This is a genomic window from Streptomyces sp. MUM 2J, assembly GCF_022414535.1.
GTDB lineage: Bacteria > Actinomycetota > Actinomycetes > Streptomycetales > Streptomycetaceae > Streptomyces.
The window spans coordinates 163567-183003 of record NZ_JADWYM010000009.1; the positions used below are offsets into that span (position 1 = coordinate 163567).

At 72.0% G+C, this 19437-nt stretch carries 15 protein-coding genes, 1 other RNA gene and 1 pseudogene; 4 read left to right on the forward strand and 13 right to left on the reverse strand.

The window, feature by feature from the left end:
• Positions 1-29 precede the first annotated feature (29 nt).
• The 5 genes and pseudogenes from I3F54_RS11620 to I3F54_RS11640 form a co-directional block, all read right to left on the reverse strand.
• Positions 30-1415, reverse strand: a complete 1386-nt coding sequence (locus tag I3F54_RS11620; RefSeq protein ID WP_240118609.1) for a nitrate/nitrite transporter — start codon at positions 1413-1415, stop codon at positions 30-32.
• A 453-nt stretch (positions 1416-1868) separates the two neighbouring features.
• Positions 1869-3155 carry an acyltransferase gene (locus I3F54_RS11625; protein ID WP_275676003.1) on the reverse strand — a complete coding sequence of 429 codons (1287 nt, stop codon included), beginning with the start codon at positions 3153-3155 and terminating at the stop codon, positions 1869-1871.
• Positions 3155-5335 (reverse strand): glycosyltransferase, encoded by a 2181-nt coding sequence (locus tag I3F54_RS11630; protein ID WP_240118627.1) that lies wholly within the window; start codon positions 5333-5335, stop codon positions 3155-3157. Before I3F54_RS11630 ends, I3F54_RS11625 begins: the two co-directional genes overlap by 1 nt.
• A complete protein-coding gene (locus tag I3F54_RS32055) occupies positions 5335-6474 on the reverse strand; it encodes a hypothetical protein (protein WP_275676025.1) in 1140 nt (379 codons plus the stop codon). The genes I3F54_RS11630 and I3F54_RS32055 overlap by 1 nt, the downstream gene beginning before the upstream one ends.
• A gap of 246 nt (positions 6475-6720) precedes the next feature.
• Positions 6721-6925: pseudogene (locus tag I3F54_RS11640) on the reverse strand (LysR family transcriptional regulator); the annotation flags it as partial.
• Positions 6926-6967: 42 nt separating this feature from the next.
• Between I3F54_RS11640 and I3F54_RS11645 the strand changes: the two are divergent.
• Positions 6968-7324: a hypothetical protein gene (locus I3F54_RS11645; RefSeq protein ID WP_374205903.1), complete on the forward strand. Its 357-nt coding sequence runs from the start codon at positions 6968-6970 to the stop codon at positions 7322-7324.
• A gap of 331 nt (positions 7325-7655) precedes the next feature.
• On the opposite strand, the gene ssrA is transcribed toward I3F54_RS11645, so the two are convergent.
• The 5 genes from ssrA to ftsE form a co-directional block, all read right to left on the reverse strand.
• Positions 7656-8053, reverse strand: a transfer-messenger RNA (tmRNA) gene (ssrA, locus tag I3F54_RS11650).
• Positions 8054-8216: 163 nt separating this feature from the next.
• Positions 8217-8696, reverse strand: coding sequence for an SsrA-binding protein SmpB (gene smpB / locus I3F54_RS11655; protein WP_240118610.1), 480 nt, complete (start codon positions 8694-8696; stop codon positions 8217-8219).
• Between the two features lie 46 nt (positions 8697-8742).
• Positions 8743-9933: a S41 family peptidase gene (locus tag I3F54_RS11660; protein ID WP_240118611.1), complete on the reverse strand. Its 1191-nt coding sequence runs from the start codon at positions 9931-9933 to the stop codon at positions 8743-8745.
• A gap of 68 nt (positions 9934-10001) precedes the next feature.
• The gene (ftsX, locus tag I3F54_RS11665) at positions 10002-10919 is read right to left on the reverse strand and encodes a permease-like cell division protein FtsX (protein WP_240118612.1); all 918 of its coding nucleotides are present in this window, start codon (positions 10917-10919) and stop codon (positions 10002-10004) included.
• Between the two features lie 38 nt (positions 10920-10957).
• Positions 10958-11647, reverse strand: coding sequence for a cell division ATP-binding protein FtsE (ftsE, locus tag I3F54_RS11670; RefSeq protein ID WP_205384056.1), 690 nt, complete (start codon positions 11645-11647; stop codon positions 10958-10960).
• 237 nt (positions 11648-11884) lie between these two features.
• Between ftsE and I3F54_RS11675 the strand changes: the two genes are divergently transcribed.
• A complete protein-coding gene (locus I3F54_RS11675) occupies positions 11885-12076 on the forward strand; it encodes a hypothetical protein (protein ID WP_240118613.1) in 192 nt (63 codons plus the stop codon).
• 152 nt (positions 12077-12228) lie between these two features.
• Positions 12229-13263, forward strand: a complete 1035-nt coding sequence (locus tag I3F54_RS32515) for a pentapeptide repeat-containing protein (protein ID WP_374205905.1) — start codon at positions 12229-12231, stop codon at positions 13261-13263.
• Between the two features lie 504 nt (positions 13264-13767).
• Here I3F54_RS32515 and prfB read toward each other — a convergent pair.
• The 3 genes from prfB to I3F54_RS11695 all read right to left on the reverse strand — a co-directional run bounded on the left by prfB (position 13768) and on the right by I3F54_RS11695 (position 18252).
• Entirely contained in the window at positions 13768-14874 is a 1107-nt protein-coding gene (prfB, locus tag I3F54_RS11685; RefSeq protein ID WP_240118615.1) for a peptide chain release factor 2, read from the reverse strand.
• A 214-nt stretch (positions 14875-15088) separates the two neighbouring features.
• The gene (locus tag I3F54_RS11690) at positions 15089-16363 is read right to left on the reverse strand and encodes a serine/threonine-protein kinase (protein ID WP_240118616.1); all 1275 of its coding nucleotides are present in this window, start codon (positions 16361-16363) and stop codon (positions 15089-15091) included.
• 125 nt (positions 16364-16488) lie between these two features.
• A complete protein-coding gene (locus tag I3F54_RS11695; protein ID WP_240118617.1) occupies positions 16489-18252 on the reverse strand; it encodes a serine/threonine-protein kinase in 1764 nt (587 codons plus the stop codon).
• Between the two features lie 445 nt (positions 18253-18697).
• Between I3F54_RS11695 and I3F54_RS11700 the strand changes: the two genes are divergently transcribed.
• A partial coding sequence (locus tag I3F54_RS11700) for an FHA domain-containing protein (RefSeq protein ID WP_240118628.1) occupies positions 18698-19437 on the forward strand: 740 nt, incomplete at its 3' end.

A 19437-nucleotide genomic window follows, 5' to 3' on the forward strand; every position in this document is an offset into this window, starting at 1 on the left:
CGGATCGGCTTCATGTCGCCGGTGTTACGTCACACCTCGGCGTAGCTGAGCTGCGGCTTCGCCTCGGCGGCGGCAGCGGCCTCGATGCCGGCCGCCGGACGGCGAAGGTATACGGCCCAGGTGACCAGGAAGCAGAGCGCGTAGTAGACGAGGAAGGCGACGAAGGCCCCGGTGCCGCTGCCGACGGTGAGGAAGGACTGCCGCAGCGCCAGGTTGATGCCGAGGCCGCCGAGCGCGCCCACGGCACCGATGAGGGACATGGCCGCCCCGGACAGCCGGCGTGCGTAGACGGCGGCCTCGTCGCCGGTCAGGCCCTTCGCACCGGCCTGGGCGCGGAAGATGCCGGGGATCATCTTGTAGGTGGAGCCGTTGCCGATGCCGGTGAGGACGAACAGCGCGATGAACGCCCCGATGAACAACGGCAGCGACTTGTCGACCGACGCCATGACGACGGCCGCGGCGGCGACGGCCATCAGGCCGAAGTTCCACAGGGTGACCTTCGCCCCGCCGAGCCGGTCCGCGAGCTGCCCGCCCAGCGGCCGGATCAGCGAGCCGAGCAGCGGGCCCACGAAGGTGAGCGAGGCGGCCTGCAGGGGTGTGCGCCCGAACTGGTTCTGGAGCACGAGGCCGAAGGCGAAGCTGTAGCCGATGAACGAGCCGAAGGTGCCGATGTAGAGGAAGGACATGATCCAGGTGTGTCCTTCGCGCACGGCCTCCTTGGCGGCTCCGGTGTCGTTGCGCACCGGGCCGAGGTTGTCCATGTAGCGGGCGCTGAGCACGGTCGCGACGACGATCAGCGGCACGTAGACGGAGAGCAGCACGCGCGGGTGGCCGGCGCCGGCGACGCCGATGACCAGGAGCGCCACGAGCTGGACCACGGCGACGCCGATGTTGCCGCCGCCGGCGTTCATGCCGAGGGCCCAGCCCTTCAGGCGCAGCGGGTAGAAGTTGTTGATGTTGGTCATCGAGGAGGCGAAGTTGGCCCCGCCGACACCGGTGAGGACCGCGACCACCATGAAGGTGGAGTACGACGTCCCCGGCTCCATCGCGAACAGCAGCGCCACGGTCGGCACGAGCAGCAGCCCCGCGCTGAAGATGGTCCAGTTCCGGCCGCCGAAGCGGGCGACGGCGAAGCCGTAGGGGACCCGCATGACGCCGCCGACCAGCGAGGCCATGGCGACGAGGAAGAACTTCCCGGCGGGGTCGATCCCGTACTCGGGCCCCATGAACAGCGCGAGCACGGAGTACATGCTCCACACGGAGAACCCGATGTGCTCGGAGATCACCGAGAACGTCAGGTTGCGGCGGGCGATCCGCTTCCCCCGGGTCTCCCAGAAGGTCTCGTCCTCGGGCTCCCACTGCTCGATCCAGTGGGACCCCTTGTGGGGTGCGCTGGCGGTACTCGGGGCTGTCATCTCAGGCCTCCACGGTGCTCCGGGCGTAACAGGGAGTGGCTGAGTCCCGACGGTAGGGAGAACGCGTTTCGGCGCTGTGGCCATGGGTGACCGGAAGGGAACGTTGCTCTCACTCACGGCGCAGGCGGTCGGTGAGGCCGCACTGCGCCGGTGCACCCCGGCCGGCCTGCGCCGGGCGTCCTGCCGGTCCGGCCGTCCGGGCCGGGGACGGTGACGGGGACGCGCGTGCTGCGCCCCTCACCGGCGCCCCGTCCGGACGAGGAGGACGGGCCGGGACCCGCAGGTCCGGGCCGCGTCGGGGTGAGCCCGGTGCCCCCGCGGCCCCGGGCTCAGCCCGACCACCCCACGGTCTCGGTGCCGCGGCCGCCGCCGAACCGGCGGAGGTCGTCGGCACGGCCGGCCCGCGACGGCCGTCGGGGCCGGCCCCGTGTCCAGGGGCCGGCCCCGACGTCGTCAGGCGCGGTGGGTTCGCGCGCGGGACCTCCTGCGCCCGCGCCTGGCCGAACCGTCCGGCCACAGCTGCGGCCGGCGCTTGGCCGCCAGGTCTTCCACCCAGCCGAACCAGATGATGCAACTGCCGATGAGGACCCAGGTGATCGCCAGGACGGGCCAGAGACTCTGCAGCAGCCAGGGGGCGTTCATCGCGAGGGTGTCCACGCGCCACATCTGGTCCCACACCGTGGCGGCGATGAGGATGCAGACGTTGTGCCACAGGTAGATGGTCACGGCACGGGAGTTGAGCAGGGTCACCGCGCGGTCCAGGGGGCGCAGCGGCCGGGGCCACTCGGACCAGGACGGGCTCACGTGCAGCAGCATCAGGACCGTCGCGAAGGACCACAGGGCCTGTGCGAAGGGGATGTCGTCCAGGTCGTGGCCCGCCTTGAAGCCGTGGGACACCGCGTACCACATGCCGGCCGCCGCGATCGCCGGGACCACGGAGGGGACGATGTAGCGCGGAAGGCGCTTCAGGACGCCCTCCTGGTGCGCCATGCCGAGGATCCAGCAGGCCCCGAAGGTGCTGAAGTCGGTGAGCGCGGAGGGGAATCGCTCCCCGGGCAGGAAGTCGAGGTAGCCGAACTCGAAGGCGGCCGAGATCGCGATCGGCGCGACGACGGTCGGCCACGGCGCCTTGCGCAGCGCCTTCAGGATCAGCGGTGACAGCATCACGTACCAGAGGTAGGCACGGATGTACCACAGCGGTCCGGCGATCTCCGCCGCCCAGCCGTCGCCGAGGATGCCGTGGATGCCGTGCACGCCCTCGGCGTACGGCGGGTCGCTCAGCGGGACGATCCAGAACGTGAGGTGCAGCCACCACCAGCCCGGATGGCCGTCCTCGTGGGGACCCCAGCCCTGGAGGACCATGCCGGTGACGCCGATCGCGCCGAGCATCCACAGCGGCGGCAGCAGTCGGCGCATGCGGCTGCGGACGACCTGCAGCGGAGGGCGCTTGAGGGAGCGGGCCATCAGGTTGCCGGCGAGGGCGAACATGACGCCCATCGACGGGAACACCACCGGCAGCCAGGCCCAGCCCGTGAGGTGGTAGAAGACGACGCGGAAGAGGGCTATCGCCCGCAGCAGGTCGAAGTACCGGTCGCGGACGGGGCCGCGGCGGGGCTGGTCGGCAGGGGGCGCCGGGGGCGCCTCTCTCGTGCCGAACGGCACGCCGGGCGGTGCGGTCACGGGCGGGGCTTCCTGACGCGCGGACGGGAACGGGTACGGCGGGGTCGCCTGGGTGTCCATCAGGCCGAACTCCCGTCCATGACCGGGCTCCGCTGGCCGGGCGCCGACGGCGGGGCCGACACCCCGCCCTTGCGGCGCAGCTTCTGCCAGCGCAGCCGGCCGCCGGTGAGGGCGGTGATCCAGGACTGCAGGAGCACGACGTACATGATCTGGCGGTAGAGGATCTGCTGGAGCGGCAGTGAGATCAGTGGTGTCAGCGGCTCGCGGTCGAGGATGAAGGCGTAGGCGGCGCAGACCGCCTGGACGGCGAGGACGCCGAGCCAGGCCAGGATCGTCTTCTCGGTCGGGCCGAAGAGCAGGCCGTAGATGAGGAAGATGTCGATCAGCGGGGCCAGCAGCGGCGCCACCACCATGAACAGGGAGACCAGGGGCAGGCCGACACGGCCGAAGCGGCCCGACGGGCCCCGGTCCAGCAGGGCGCCGCGGTGCTTCCAGATGGCCTGCATCGTGCCGTAGGACCAGCGGTAGCGCTGCGACCACAGCTGCTGCACGGACTCCGGTGCCTCGGTCCAGGCGCGGGCCTTCTCCGCGTACACCACCCGCCAGCCGTCGCGGTGAATGGCCATGGTGATGTCGGTGTCCTCGGCGAGGGTGTCGTCGCTCATGCCGCCCACCCGCTCCAGGGCGGAGCGGCGGAAGGCGCCGACCGCGCCGGGGATCGTCGGCATGCACTGCAGGACGTCGTACATACGGCGGTCCAGGTTGAAGCCCATCACGTACTCGATGTGCTGCCAGGCGCCGATCAGGGTGTCCTTGTTGCCCACCTTGGCGTTGCCGGCGACGGCGCCGACACGCGGGTCGGAGAAGGGCTGCACGAGCTCGCGGACGGTGGCCGGTTCGAAGACGGTGTCACCGTCCATCATCACGATGATGTCGTAACGGGCATTGGCCAGACCCCGGTTGAGCGCGGCCGGCTTGCCCGCGTTGAGCTGCCGGACGACGCGCACGTTGGGCAGGCCCATCGCCTCCACGATGCGGGCGGTGCCGTCGGAGGAGCCGTCGTCGATGACGATGATCTCGATGGGGTGCTCGCTGCGCATCAGGGAACGGACCGTGTTCTCGATGCACTTGGCCTCGTTGTAGGCCGGTACCAGCACCGACACCGGTTCGGTGACGGGCTCCGGACCCCAGCGGAAGTTCTTGCGGCGGGTGCGGCGGGCGTGCAGGCCGGACAGCAGCAGCATCAGGCCGAAGCGGGCGAAGACCAGGAAGCCGATGACGGCGAGACCCACGGCCAGGATGTCGGTGACGTCGTCGGAGGCGGAGACCAGGAAGATCCAGGCCTTGCCCTTCCACAGCTCCGCACCGGTGACCTTGGTGTGCGCGGACGGCGCGTCGAGGGCCTCGGTGAGGTTCTGGAACCGGTAGCCCTCCTCCTGGAGCTCCGGGAGGAACCTCGCCAGCGCACGCACGGTCTGGTGGCGGTCGCCGCCGGAGTCGTGCATGAGGATGATGGCGCCCTGGCCGTGCTCCGGCTTCGCCCGGCGGATGATCTCGTCGACGCCCGGCTTCTGCCAGTCCTCGCTGTCGGTGTCGTTGACGACGGTCAGGTATCCGAGGCTGCCGATGTACTCGGTGACCGGCCAGGACGCGTTGTCCATGTTCTCGGACTCGGAGGAGTACGGCGGCCGGAACAGGGAGGTGCGGATGCCGGCCGCGCCGGCCAGGGCGAGCTGGTTCTGGGACAGCTCCCAGTCGATGCGCCGCTTGGACTGGTAGGAGAGGTCGGGGTGGTTGAAGGTGTGCAGGCCCACCTCGTGGCCCTCGTCGACCATGCGACGGATCAGCTCGGGGTAGCGCGAGGCCATGGTGCCGGTGACGAAGAAGACGGCGTGCGCGTGGTTCTTCTTCAGGACGTCCAGGACTCTCGGGGTCCAGGTGGGGTCGGGACCGTCGTCGAAGGTGAGGACGACGCGGTGGTCCGGCACCCGCAGGGTGGTCGGCGTCTTGCCCCGGGTGTCGATGACCGGCCCGCCTTCGAGGATCTGCTCCGGCACCTTGTCGTCGGCCGTGCCGGGCCGGACCCGGAAGTCGGCGAGGATCTCGCTGTGCACGTAGCCGCGCAGCATCAGCATCGCCAGCATGGCGAACAGCACGAGGACGGGCAGCAGGTAGCGCAGGGGGAGCCACCGCCGCCGGGAAGCGCTGTCCGGGGAGCGGCGGGTCGAGCGGAATGCCATCAGACGAGGTTCTCCGTGGGCGAGGGCGAGACCGCGGGACTCGACTCGGCGACGACCGGTTCCGCGGCGCCGTCGGCCACGGGTCCCGTACCGCCGGCGGCGGACGGGGAGGGATCGGGCGAGGGGTCCGCGGTCGTGTTCGACGGTTCCGGGGAGGTGACGACCGGCGGGGTCGACGCGGGAGCGGGCTGGGTGCTGGCGCCCGTGCTGGGCTTGGTGGACGCGCTCGCCGAGGGCTCGGCGGCGACGGACGTGCTGGGCTGCACCGCACTGCCGGAGGCGGTGGGCCGGACCCCGCCGACCGGAGCGGTGGTCACCCCGCCGGCACTGGGCGGGCCGGCGGGACCGGCGGAGGCGCCCGAGGCGGAGGGTGACGGGGTGGCCGCCGAGTCGCTGGGCAGCGGCGTGGTCTCGACGTCACCGGCGGGCTGCCCCACCTCCTGGTCCGGCACGGGCAGCCACGGCGCGCTGGAGTTGCCGGACAGCACGGTGGCGACGATGACGACCGCGTAGACGGCGCAGGCGAGGCCGACGACGATGCCGAGCCGGCGGAAGGTACGGCTGCGGCGTCCCGACTCGTCGACGAAGACGGGCCCGTCGGCGTCCGGCACGCCGCCCGTGTGGGCACCTGCCGGCTCCAGCCCGCCCACGCCGAGCTGGACGGCGTCGAGCTGGATCGTCACCTCGTGCGGGTCGTGGGTGTGCTCGGTGTCGGCGGCGTTCCCGGCAGGGGGGCCGGGGATGGTCTCCGTGCCGGACATGGCGTCGGCGGCGGATTCGGCCCACGGGTCGCGCAGCGGGGCGGCGGGCCGGGCCGAGGGCAGTACCCGGGTGGAGTCGGCGGGGCCGGTCCGGGGCAGGGCCGCGGTGGCGTCGGCGTCCGGGTCGGTGGTGCCGAAGGCCTGGGGAGCCCCGGCCGGGGCTCCCAGCCGTGCCCGCGCCGCCCGCGACAGGAAGTCCGTGGCGCCCCCGGACGACGGACCGCCGCCGACGGGACCGTCCGTGCCGGCCGGGCCTCGCTGACGTCCCGGGCCGCCCGCACCGCGGTGTCCGGCCTCGCCGGGTGCAACGTTTTGCCCCGCCCCCGGAAGCGGTCCGGTGTCCGGGAACCCCTGTGCATCGCCCCTCGACGGCGGCATGTTCCGAGTCGCGGACGCGTCCTCGGACCACTCCGGTTGGGCGTCTTCCCGCCACTTGTTCACGCGCGTACATCCCCCCGGGGACAGTTCTGGAAGCGCACCCGACCCCGAGCACCCTGCCGACCGGACCAGGCCCCCACCCAGCCCGAGCGCCTCTTTTACCACACCGTGCTCAGGCCACGAATGTAGCGCACGCTGGGGCGCTCTGTTCGCCACGTGTCGTTTGTGGAACCGCATTGTGTCTTTGTCACTGTCCGGAATCCATCCATCAACAGGTGGCCTCGACCACCCTTCCGCCGCCGCGAGCAGCCCGGCGCAGGGCGTCGAGTCCCGGCTGTACCAGCCCTTTTCGCCACACCGGCGAGACCGGTGACAGGGGAACGGGGTCGGCGAGGGGTGTCACGACGGTGTGCGGCAGGGCGGCGAAGCCGACGACGGCGAGGATCGGATGTGTGCAGTGCCTCGCTGCCTTCGAACAGGCCGCGGACGAACCGTGCTTCACCCTGGGCCGGCACCGGCGGCCCTCCCGTGCCGCGCGCTCTTCCCCGAGGCGGGCACGCTGACCGATGCGCTGCCGCTGCTGGCCGCGGCCCTCCTCGTCGCCGGCTCGGCCACCGCGCCCACCGTGATCACGACGATGACGCCGGTCCAGCAGCGCACCCCCGAGGGGCGCCTCAGCGAGGGCACGACCCTCGCGGTGACCAAAATCCTCGCCGGCACCGCGGCCGGCAGCGCGATCGGCGGTTGGACCGCGGAGCACGTGTCACCTGTGGCCGGTTACGGCGTGCCGGTGGCGGCGGCCCGGCCGTCCCTGCTCGTCGCCCTCGTCCGTCGGCAGACAGCCCGCTGAGGCGCCACCCCGCACCTATCCGCTTGCCCTGTACAGGTCACTCCTGCGTATCGCGTTCCGGCGCGCCGGCCGGTACCTGACCGGAGCCGCCGTCACGCGCACGGGCGACGTCGTCACCACGGGGGAGGAAACACCGCCGTGCCGTGCCGCCCGTCCGCCGGGCCCGCGACACGCGCCCTTCCGGGCCGCACCGGCCGGCCTCGGTGGTGTTGCGCCAGGTGAGCGCCGCGATCGCCCGCTCGCCCGGCGGGGAGAACGGGCGGACAGGACGAAGGCCCCGTCGCTCGTGAGCGACAGGGCCTTGCCCCACATGGGGTACCCCCGGAGGGGTTGGTGGAGATGGCGGGAATCGAACCCGCGTCCAACGGTGCGGAACCAGGGCTTCTCCGTGTGCAGTCCGCTGTGCTTTTCTCAGCCCCGGAGATCACGCGGACAAGTCTCCGACGGGCTCAGTCACTGTCTGGTTTCCCTCTTCACCCCGTGACCGGGCTGGAGGTTGAGTCCCCTAGCTGATGCCAGGATCCGGGTCGGGAACATCCCCGGGCTGACACTCCCTTAGTAGGAGGCTCGCTCGCGCTGCCTATCAGGCAGCGAGGGCGAAGGCCTGCTGGGAGGAATCGCGCTTGGTGTTGGCGATTATTTTTTTCGGCCTGTGGTTTACGAGATCATGGCCGCTTCCTCGACACGCTTCCCCTGTTTCGACAGCCGCTGTCGAAACCGATCATCCCCATGTTGATTTCTCAAGGTGCGCACCCGCTGTGCGGTGCGAGTGCCATCGTAAGGGAACAACGCCCACCGATGCCACCGTATTCCCTCCGGCCGCCCAGTGGCCGTCCCGGGGTCACCGCAGGTTGGTGGCGCCCTGCGGCGAACGGGTCCCGGCCGCGCCGGCTCAGGCCCGCTGCCGCCTGCGCACCGCCGACATGGCGCGCTCGGCCTCGCGCCGGTCCTGCTTCTCACGCAGCGTCTGCCGCTTGTCGTACTCCTTCTTGCCCTTCGCCAGCGCGATCTCGACCTTGGCGCGGCCGTCCTTGAAGTACAGGGCCAGGGGCACGATCGTGTGCCCCGTCTCCTGGGACGTCGCCTGGAGCTTGTCGATCTCCGCACGGTGCAGCAGCAGCTTGCGCTTGCGGCGGGCGCTGTGATTGGTCCAGGTGCCCTGGCTGTACTCGGGCACGTGCACGTTGTACAGCCACGCCTCGTGCCCGTCGAGCTGGACGAACCCGTCGGCCAGCGAGGCGCGCCCCTGGCGCAGCGACTTCACCTCGGTACCGGTCAGGACCAGCCCGGCCTCGTAGGTGTCGAGGATGAGGTAGTCGTGCCGCGCCTTCTTGTTCTGCGCGATCAGCTTGCGCCCTTTTTCCTTAGCCATAGTGCCGTCCATTTTCGCACTGTGCAGGGGGTGGACCGGAAGCGGTTTACCCGGTGGGGCGACCGGGCCGGCCCACCGGGCCCAGCCCGCTCAGCACGGTCTGCGCGCGCTGGAGCGCCCTTCCGTCGGCCTCCAGGTCCGGTGCGATGCCGGTGCCGTCGACCCCGCGGCCGGACGGGGTGCGGTAGTGGCCCACGGTCAGCTCGGCCACCGAGCCGTCCGGCAGTCGGCTCGGCATCTGGACGGACCCCTTGCCGAAGGTGCGGGAGCCCACGACGACCGCCCGTCCCCGGTCCTTCAGGGCACCGGTGAGCAGCTCGGCCGCGCTCATGGTCCCACCGTCGACGAGCGCGACCAGGGGTCTGGTGGTGTCGCCGCCCGGCTCGGCGTGCAGGGCGCGCTGATCGCCGTCCACGTCGTAGGTGGCGACCAGGCCGCCGTCCAGGAAGACGGAGGCGGTGGTGACGGCCTCGGTGACCAGACCGCCGGAGTTGCCGCGCAGGTCCAGCACGACACCGGCTCCGGCCACGGCCCGGTGCACTGCGGTGCGGACGGCGTCGCCGACGCCCTTGGTGAACGCCGCGATCCTGATGACGGTGACGCCGCCGGCGAGCGTGCGCTCGGTGACCGAACCGGTGGACAGCCGCGCGCGGCGCAGCGTCGTGCTCCAGAGGTGCCTGCCGCGCTCCATGCCGAGGGTGACGGCCGTCCCGGCGGGGGCGTCGGTGGCGTCGCCACGCAGTAAGGAGACGACCTCGGTGACCGGGCGGCCGTCGACCCGGTGGCCGTCGACGCTGCGCAGCCGGTCACCGGCACGGATCCCGGCCCCGGCGGCGGGCGACCCGGTGGCCACGCCCGTCACCTCGATCCGCCCGCCCCGCTCACGCCGCGCCGAAAGGCCGACGCCGGTGTAGCGGCCGTCGAGGGCCTCCTCGAACTCCTCGTACTCGCCCCGCGAGTACACGGCGGCCCAGCGGTCGCCGCTGCGGCTGACGACGCGCTCGGCGGCCTCCGTCGGGGACTTGCCGTCGGCCATCGCCTCGGCGGCGGCCCGGGCGACCTGCTCGGGACGGCTCACGGGGACGACGGTCCGGGCCTCACCGGAGTCGGGCCCACGGCCTGTCTCCGGGAAGGAACCGGTGGCGGCGCCGGCGACGAGCACACTGGCGAACACCAATGCCAGGGTGGCCCCGCGGCCGGTGCGGCGGGGCTGTCGAAACAGGTCACGACCTGACATGGCGGTGAGTCTAGGACAGAGCCGGAGGGCCGCACGGCGGGTTGACCGTACGGCCCTCTTGGCGTGTGTCACACCTTCAGGTACTTGCGCAGCGCGAAGAACGCGGCCAACGCGGGCATCAGGAAGCTCGCCGCGAGGATGAGCGGCAGCTTGGTGAGCACGGCGTCCCAGCCGACGAAGTTGATGAGCTGGAGCTTGTCGGCCAGCGCCACTCCGTGGTCGATCACGAAGTACTGCCCGAGGACGAGGAACGCGCAGGCGATGGTGCCGCCGATCACCCCGGCGACGGCCGCCTCCATGATGAACGGCGCCTGGATGTAGAAGCCGGACGCGCCGACCAGCCGCATGATCCCGGTCTCACGCCGGCGGCTGAACGCCGACACCCGGACGGTGTTGACGATCAGCAGCAGCGCCACCGAGAGCATCACCAGCATCACCAGCCTCGCCGCCCAGTTGAGGTACCCGAGCAGCGTGAAGAGGTTGTCCAGGATGCCCTTCTGGTCCTGCACCGACTGCACACCGTCGCGGCCGTTGAAAGCCGTCGCGATGACCAGGTACTTCTCCGGGGACTTCAGCTTGATCCGGTACGACTCCTGCATCTGGTCCGGCGTGAGGGAGGCCGCCAGCGGGGAGTTGCCGAACTGCTCCTTGTAGTGCTTGTAGGCGTCGTCCTGCGACTCGTAGGTGACCGAGTCGACGATCTGCATCTTCTTCAGGTCGGCGCGGATGGTCTTCTTCTGGTCCTCGGTCACCGCGCCCTTGGCGCAGTTGGGGTCGGACTCGGCGTCGCTCTTGTTGCAGAGGAAGATCGAGACGTTGACCTTGTCGTACCAGTAGCCCTTCATGGTGTTGACCTGGTCGCTCATCAGGAGCGACCCACCGAAGAGCGCGAGGGAGAGGGCGACGGAGACGACGACCGCGAAGGTCATCGTCAGGTTGCGCCGGAGACCGACACCGATCTCGGAGAGAACGAACTGGGCGCGCATGGCGACGGGTTAAGCCTTTCCGTGGATCTCGTGCCGTGTCAGTGCTGGTAGCCGTAGACGCCGCGGGCCTGGTCGCGGACGAGTCGGCCCTTCTCCAGCTCGATGACGCGCTTGCGCATCTGGTCCACGATGTTCTGGTCGTGCGTCGCCATGATCACCGTCGTACCGGTCCGGTTGATCCGGTCGAGCAGCTTCATGATGCCGACGGAGGTCTGCGGGTCCAGGTTGCCGGTGGGCTCGTCGGCGATCAGCAGCTTGGGCCGGTTGACGAAGGCCCGTGCGACGGCGACACGCTGCTGCTCGCCACCGGACAGCTCGCCCGGCATGCGGTCCTCCTTGCCGCCGAGGCCGACGAGGTCGAGCACCTGCGGCACGGACTTGCGGATCTCACCGCGGGACTTGCCGATGACCTCCTGGGCGAAGGCGACGTTCTCGAAGACCGTCTTGTTCGGCAGGAGCCGGAAGTCCTGGAACACCGTCCCCAGCTGGCGGCGCATGTGCGGCACCTTCCAGTTGGAGAGGCGGGCGAGGTCCTTGCCCAGCACGTGCACCTGGCCGTGGCTGGCCCGCTCCTCACGCAGGAGCAGCCGCAGGAACGTGGACTTTCCGGAGCCGGAGGATCCCACGAGGAAGACGAACTCACCCTTCTCCACCTCCAGGGACACATCCCTGAGGGCGGGGCGGGTCTGCTTGGGGTAGACCTTGGAGACGTTGTCGAATCGGATCACGGATGCACCACGGGTCGCCGGGGGTAGATGAGCGTGACCATACGCGAAGCGGGTGCACCGGCGCAGTCACCGGTTGCGGTTGCGCACGGGTTGTGTGTTTTTGTGCGGAAGATTGCAGGCACCCCATTCTGGAGGCGCCCGGCGCACGGTCCGCGGGAACCTGGCACAGTGGAAGAGGGAACGTTCGCGTTTCCGCGAGCGTTGTGACGGACAGGACCGGTTCAAGGAGGCGAGCGCATGACGTACGACCGGTTGGTGTGCGCGAACTGCGCGGCGCCCGTGAGCGAGGGCCGGTGCCCGGTGTGCCGTGCGAACCGCGAGCGGCTGCAGCAGGAGAGCTTCCTCGGCGGCCTGAACCCGATGGCCCTGATCGCGATGCTGGTGGTGCTGATCGCCGCGGTGGCGCTGCTGGCGCACCAGACGGTCTGAGACACGGCCACCCGGCGCCCGGCGCGACCGCAGGACGCACGAGGGCCCGGAGCGGTGCGGATGCCGACCAACGGCGCCCGCACCGCTCCGGGCCCTTCTTCACGGCCTCCGTGACTACGCCGCGCGTACGACCGGACGCCGGATCACGCCCGGTGCTGCCGTCAGGCGGCGGCCCCGCCGCGACCGCCCACGAGGCGCGGCAGGACGCGGAAGCCCACACCGCCGGCGATCATCGTGGCGGCGCCGACGACCAGGAAGGTGGTCTGCGCGGCGCCGGTCTCGGCGAGCTGCTTGCCGCTGCCCTGGGCCGCGGTGCCGGAGCCACCGGTGGACGACGTGGCGGAGCCGGTGTCGGTGAGGGCGGAGGTGCCCGCCTCCTGAGCGGCGTTGTCGTTGCCGCCGTCGGGGGTGGTGTTGTTGCCGCCGGTGCCGTTGCTACCGCCGGTGCCGTTGCTACCGCCGTCGTCACCGACGCCGCCGATCAGGCCGCCGTCGGACGTGCCACCCTCGGACGTGCCGCCCTGCGAGGTACCACCCTCGGACGTGCCACCCTCGGACGTGCCACCCTCGGACGTGCCACCCTCCGAGGTACCACCCTCGGACGTGCCACCCTCGGACGTGCCGCCCTGCGAGGTACCACCCTCGGACGTGCCGCCCTGCGAGGTACCACCCTCGGACGTGCCACCCTCGGACGTGCCACCCTCGGACGTGCCGCCCTGCGAGGTACCACCCTCGGACGTGCCACCCTCGGACGTGCCGCCCTGCGAGGTACCACCCTCGGACGTGCCGCCCTGCGAGGTACCACCCTCGGACGTGCCACCCTCGGACGTGCCACCCTCGGACGTGCCACCCTCCGAGGTACCACCCTCGGACGTGCCACCCTCGGACGTGCCGCCCTGCGAGGTGCCACCCTCGGACGTGCCGCCCTGCGAGGTACCACCCTCGGACGTGCCACCCTCGGACGTGCCACCCTCGGACGTGCCACCCTCCGAGGTACCACCCTCGGACGTGCCACCCTCGGACGTGCCGCCCTGCGAGGTACCACCCTCGGACGTGCCGCCCTGCGAGGTACCACCCTCGGACGTGCCACCCTCGGACGTGCCACCCTCGGACGTGCCGCCCTGCGAGGTACCACCCTCGGACGTGCCACCCTCGGACGTGCCGCCCTGCGAGGTACCACCCTCTGAGGTACCGCCCTCGGAGGTGCCGCCGGACGTGGCGCAGTCCGGGTCGACGCTGTCGACGTCGCAGCCGCCCGCGGTCTCCTCGCCCAGGTTGAAGTTGATCTCAAGCGCCGAGGCGGCGCCGGCGGCGGTCAGCGAGGCGCCGCCGGCGATCACGGCCGCCGCCGCTATCCGCGCGACACGGATCCGCGTCTTCTTCGTCATGTGGTTGCTACCCCCAGTAGCCGATCGTCGGTGTGGCCGCGGCCGGGGCCGTGATCGACGGAGGGCAGCTGAGTGTGTCGCGCCCCCGGTTCACATGCGCCCCAGGCATCACGCATGCCAACCTGCACCCTTCCCATTTTCCAGAGCATCGTCAAGCGCGTTGCGGGCGCAATGTCGCGTTCAGGCGACTTTACGGAGAGCCCGGAGTTGTGAGTGTGACGTAAAACCCGGACAGGGGGTGCCGGCAAGGGTACGGAAAAGGCAACTGCCGCCGGGGAGGCGGCAGTTGCCTTGTCGACAAAGTTACTTCTCCTGCTGCTTGCGCCAGCGAATTCCGGCTTCCAGGAATCCGTCGATCTCACCGTTGAATACGGCGTCCGGATTGCCGACCTCGTGCTCGGTGCGCAGGTCCTTGACCATCTGGTAGGGGTGAAGGACGTAGGAGCGCATCTGGTTGCCCCAGGAGTTGCCGCCGTCGCCCTTGAGCGCGTCCATCTTGGCCTGCTCCTCCTGACGGCGCCGCTCCAGCAGCTTGGCCTGGAGGACGGCCATGGCGGTGGCCTTGTTCTGGATCTGCGACCGCTCGTTCTGGCAGGAGACGACGATGCCGGTGGGCAGGTGCGTGATGCGCACCGCGGAGTCGGTCGTGTTCACTCCCTGGCCGCCGGGCCCGGAGGACCGGTAGACGTCGATGCGCAGCTCGGACTCGTCGATGTCGACGTGGTCGGACTGCTCGACGACGGGGAGGATCTCGACGCCCGCGAAGGACGTCTGGCGGCGCCCCTGGTTGTCGAAGGGCGAGATGCGCACCAGGCGGTGGGTGCCCTGCTCGACGGAGAGGGTGCCGTAGGCGTAGGGGGCCTGCACGGCGAAGGTGGTCGACTTGATGCCGGCCTCCTCCGCGTACGACGTCTCGTAGACCTCGGTCTTGTAGCCGCGCTGCTCGGCCCAGCGCAGGTACATGCGCTGGAGCTTCTCGGCGAAGTCGGCGGCGTCGACGCCACCGGCCTCGGCGCGGATGTTGACGAGCGCCTCACGGGAGTCGTACTCACCGCTGAGGAGGGTGCGGACCTCCATCTCGTCCAGGGCCTTCCGGACGGAGAGGAGCTCGGTCTCGGCCTCGGCGCGGGTGTCCGGGTCGTCCTCCTCCTCGGCCATCTCGAACAGCACGGCGAGATCGTCGATCCGCGAGCGCAGGGCCTCGGCCTTCCTCACCTCCGCCTGGAGGTGGGACAGCTTGCTGGTGATCTTCTGCGCCTCGTCCGGGTTGTCCCACAGGGACGGCGCTGCCGCCTGCTCCTCGAGCACGGCGATGTCTGCCCTCAGCTTGTCGAGGTCCAGAACGGCCTCGATCGACTCCATGGTCGAGGAGAGGGACTTGAGCTCTTCGGAAACATCGACGACTGCCACGCCTCCAGCGTAACGGCTCCGACAAGGGGTACGGGCCTCCCCGGGTGCCGGGCGGCCCACCCCCGCCCCGGCCTCCCCGAAAACCCGGCCCGGGGCGTCGTGCCGCCGTCGGGGCCGGGCAGGCGGGCGGGCACCGGCTCCGGGCTCCCCCGCCCTGCCACCGGGGCGACCCGGGTGACGCCGGGGCGGCGCAGGTGGGCAGGGGGCGGTGCCGTCAGGGGGCGGCAGGTGCCGTCCGGCCCGGTGGCGTCGCCCCCGCGTCGTCCTCGGACGTCGCCACCCAGGCACCCACTCCGGCCGCGGCGACCAGTACCACCGCCGCGGCGCCGAGCGTCACCCGGCGACGGCGAGCCGAGGCCCGGTTGCGGGCCGACCCCGGGCGCGGCGCCCCCGCGCTCCTCGGCGCGCGGGCGGTGCCGTGCGCGCCGCCGGCCAGTTCGTCCGGCGCCGGCACCCGCATCGAGGTGTGGGTGTCGCGGTTGGAGTCGGGCCTGGCCCCGGGGACGAGCGGCACGGCGCCCCGCCGCACGCGCCCGCCCGGGGATCCCCCGGCCGTCGCCCTCTCGGAGGCGGTGCCGTTCGCGGGGCCGGGCGCGTCCCGCCCCGGCGTCCCGTCCTCACCGGGAATCTCCGCGTCCGGTTCGTCCACGTCCAGCGGCGGCATCCCCACGAGCGTCGGCAGCTGCTCGCGCAGCCGTGCCGCCAGCTCGGAGGCGCGCAGGCGGGAGGCGGGCGCCTTGGCCAGGCACTGGACGAGGAGCTGCCACAGCTCCTCGGGGATGCCGGGCAGGGGGACGACGGCCTCCGTGACGTGGCGGCGCAGCACCGCCCCGGGGTGCCCGCCGCCGAACGGCGTGAAGCCCGCCAGCAGCTCGTACAGCACCGTGGCCAGGGCGTAGATGTCGACGGATGCCCGGGGCGGCAGGCCCTCCACGATCTCCGGGGCCAGGTAGTCAGGGGTGCCGATGATCTTCGTGGCGCGGGTCCGCTTCGGCGTGTCGATCAGCTTCGCGACCCCGAAGTCCGTCAGCAGCGCGGGGTGCGAGCCGCCGGGGCCCAGTGGACCCTGCATGTCGAGCAGGATGTTCTCCGGCTTCACGTCCCGGTGCACGACACCGGACGCGTGCGCCGCGGCGAGTCCGTCGGCGACGTCCGCCGCGATCGACACCGCCGCCTCGGGAGCCAGCCGCCGCTCCCGCTCCAGCCGGGTCCGCAGGTCGGTGCCCCGGACGAGGTCCATGACGAGGGCGAGGTCGTTGCCGTCGACGACGAGGTCGCGGACCGACACCACGTTCGGGTGCTCCAGGCCGAGCAGTGCCGTGCGCTCCTGCACGAAGCGGCCCACGAGCTCCTCGTCGGAGGCGAGGTCCTCGCGCAGCAGCTTGATGGCGACGGGGCCGTCCGGCCCCTCACCCAGCCACACCGTGCCGGCGCTGCCCCGCCCGAGGATCTGGTGGGCGGTGTACCGGCTGCCGATCTTCCGTGCCAAGGCTGCTCCTACAGACGCGTGTTGTCGCCAAAACTACGCGTCCGACCGGCCGAACTTCACCGCGGAGACGGAAATCACCCGCCGGCTGTCGACAAATCCACGAACCGGGAAGTGCCGGGCGGGGGTCAGTTGCCGGGGCCACCCAGGGAGGAGCCGCTGTCGGCCAGGCCGCCGATCCAGCCGGTGATCGTGTCGAACCAGTCGCTCAGCTGGCCCCAGTAGCTGCGGCCGGTGCCCATCCAGTCCTTCAGCGGGCTGAGCTCCCAGACCAGCCATCCGGCGACGAACAGCACGAGGATCGTGACGAGGCAGCCCTTCAGGCAGCCGAGCCCGGGAATCCTCATCGGGTTGGCGCTGCGCTGACGCGGCTCCCGGGGCTCCCGGGCGGGCCGCTGCGGCTCCTGGTGCTGCGGGGGCGCGGGGGCGTACCGCTGCGGCTGCTGGTGCTGCGGCGCCGGGGCGTACCGCTGCGGCTCCTGGTGCCGTGGCGGCGCATACTGCTGCGGCTGCTGCGGCGCGTACTGCTGCTGGTGCTGCGGCGGCCCGTACCCCTGCGGCGGGCGCTGCTGGGGCCGCTGCTGCGGCCGGGCGACCTGGCGCTGGGGCCGGCGGCGGAGAGGGTCCTCACCGGGGTCGAGGTACTGGATCTGCGTCTGCTCGTTGCGGTCGCGGGCGGCCCGCAGCTGGTTCTGCCAGGGGTGGGGCTGCTCGGGCCCGCCGGGCTGCTGTTCGGGCTGGTTCTGCGGCACCGGCGGCATGATGGCGGTCGGATCGGCGGCCCCCGTGTGCGGCAGCACGGCGGTGGGGTCGGCGGCGCCGGCCGGATCGGGAACGCCGGTGTGCGGCAGGACGCTGGTCGCGGCGCCCGGGTCGTAGGTCCCGGCACCCGCCTGGCCGTGCGGCAGCATCTGCGTGGGGTCGGCCGAGCCGGGCACGGCGGCCGGGGCCGGGTCGGGCGCCAGCAGCGCGCCGACGTTGTCGGCGGCGGCGATCTGCGCGGAGTTCGCGTGCACGCCGACGCCCTCGGCGACGACGCGCAGGGCGCGGGCGAGGTTCTCGGCGGCGGGCCGCTGCTCGGGGTTCTTGCGCAGGCAGCGCTCGATGACCGTCCAGAGCGGGTCGGGGACCGTGGACGGGCGGCGCGGCTCGGCACTCAGGTGCTGGTGGAGCACCTCCAGGGCGGAGGCGCCGCCGAACGGCGGACGGCCGGTGACCAGCTCGTACAGCAGGATCCCGGCGCCGTAGACGTCGACGGCGGAGGTCTGCGGGCGGCCCTCGGCGGACTCCGGTGCGATGTACGCGGGCGTGCCGACGAACTCGTGGGTGCGGGTCAGGCCGGGGGAGTCGGCGAGGCGCGCGATGCCGAAGTCGGTCAGCATCGGGTGCATCTGCCCTCCTTCCTGGCGCAGCAGCACGTTGGCGGGCTTCAGGTCGCGGTGGACGACGCCGTCGGCGTGGCTGGCGGCGAGCGCGTCGGCGACCTGCGCGGTCAGCAGGGCCGCGGCGATCGGCGTGAAGGGGCCGTTCTCGCGCAGGTAGCGATGCAGATCGGGGCCCTCGACCAGGTCCATCACCAGGGCGAGCAGATCGCCCTCGACGACCAGGTCGCGCACCCGGACGATGTTGGGGTGGGTCAGCCGCAGCAGCACCGACCGCTCCCGCAGGAACCGCATGACGACGTCGGCGTCGCCGGCCAGCTCCTCCTTGAGGACCTTGATCGCGACGGTCTCTCCGGGCCGGCCGGGTGAGGCCCCCTCGGCGCCCGCCGTCTCCCTCCCGTCGTGCGCCGGCGCACCTGGGGGTGCCCCCACGCGGGCGCGCCAGACGGTGCCCGTGGCGCCGCGTCCGAGCGGCTCCTCGAGCAGGTACTTGCTGCCGACTGGCCGCACGTCACGCGCTCCCTGCTGCTTGCCTGGCTGGTCTGTGTTCCGACCCACTGTAGTGCCGCACACGCGGCACCGGGCTGTCGTCCGGCAAGGGCCCCACGGCCCTTCGTCCACGCTTCTCCGTGACGGTCCGCGGTTCCCGCGCTCCTCGCCGCCCCGGCGACACTCGCACACGTTCTCGCACATGTTCGAAGGAAAGACGCTCCTCTCGGGCCTGTTGGTTGCCGAACACGGACGTGACCGATCTCAAGTGGTCACCGATCGGTCGGCGGCGCGGCACCGGTCAGGCACTTTTGCGGGCAGAGCCGACCAATCAAGATCACTTCTTCCCGGGTGGCGGGCGGACTGCCGGCGGCAGGTGCGAGGATGCGTGCAGAACTGGCCGAGGTGCGCGTGCGGGATGGGGGGAGTCCGATCCGCGCCCGCGCAGAAGGGACCGCTGACGGCGATGCAGATCCGGCTGACCGTCGTAGATCCGCCGGCCCCGGGCTCCGAGGGGCGCTCCCGCGCCACGAGCAGCGACGTGCTGGTCACCGCCCCCGCGGGCACCGCCCTGTCGGCGGTGGCGTCGGCCCTCGCCTCGGCGGTGCCGGGACACGACGGCCCGGTGGTGCTGTACGCGGGCGCGGAGCGGCTCGACGCCCGGCGCTGCACCCTGGGTGAGCCCCCACTGATCGACGGCGCGATGCTCCATCTGGGTGCCCCCGACGCCCCCGAGCCCCACCCGGAGCTCGACGACGCACCGGCCCGGCTGCACGTCGTCGCCGGGCCGGACGCGGGCGGCGTCCACCTGCTGCACGGCGGCCCGGTGCGGGTCGGCCGCTCCGCCGACGCCGACGTCCCCCTCGACGACCCGGACGTCTCCCGGCTGCACTGCGCGGTCACCCTGGGCGCCGACGGCCGCGTCACCGTCGCCGACCTCGGTTCCACCAACGGCACCCTCCTGGACGGTGCGCCCGTGGAGGACCGTCCGGTGCGGTTCGCCCCGGGATCGCTGCTGCGGATCGGCGAGTCGGCCCTGCGGCTGGCGCCCACCGCCGGACCGGGGGCCCGCGTGCCGACGGCGCCGGACGGCGAGGGGCACGTGCGCGTGCCGTGCGGGGACGGAACCGTCCCGGACGCGCCCGGCCCGCTCCAGGGCCGCCCGGGTCGCCTCCACCGGGGAGAACTCACCCTTGCGGTAGCCCT

What these genes read in the sequence shown, in the direction of transcription:
- I3F54_RS11620 (WP_240118609.1), bottom strand. Translation starts at nt 1,415, where the DNA reads ATGACAGCCCCGAGTACCGCCAGCGCACCCCACAAGGGGTCCCACTGG.
- I3F54_RS11625 (WP_275676003.1), bottom strand. Translation starts at nt 3,155, where the DNA reads ATGGACACCCAGGCGACCCCGCCGTACCCGTTCCCGTCCGCGCGTCAG.
- I3F54_RS11630 (WP_240118627.1), bottom strand. Translation starts at nt 5,335, where the DNA reads ATGGCATTCCGCTCGACCCGCCGCTCCCCGGACAGCGCTTCCCGGCGG.
- I3F54_RS32055 (WP_275676025.1), bottom strand. Translation starts at nt 6,474, where the DNA reads ATGCCGCCGTCGAGGGGCGATGCACAGGGGTTCCCGGACACCGGACCG.
- smpB (WP_240118610.1), bottom strand. Translation starts at nt 8,696, where the DNA reads ATGGCTAAGGAAAAAGGGCGCAAGCTGATCGCGCAGAACAAGAAGGCG.
- I3F54_RS11660 (WP_240118611.1), bottom strand. Translation starts at nt 9,933, where the DNA reads ATGTCAGGTCGTGACCTGTTTCGACAGCCCCGCCGCACCGGCCGCGGG.
- ftsX (WP_240118612.1), bottom strand. Translation starts at nt 10,919, where the DNA reads ATGCGCGCCCAGTTCGTTCTCTCCGAGATCGGTGTCGGTCTCCGGCGC.
- I3F54_RS11675 (WP_240118613.1), top strand. Translation starts at nt 11,885, where the DNA reads ATGACGTACGACCGGTTGGTGTGCGCGAACTGCGCGGCGCCCGTGAGC.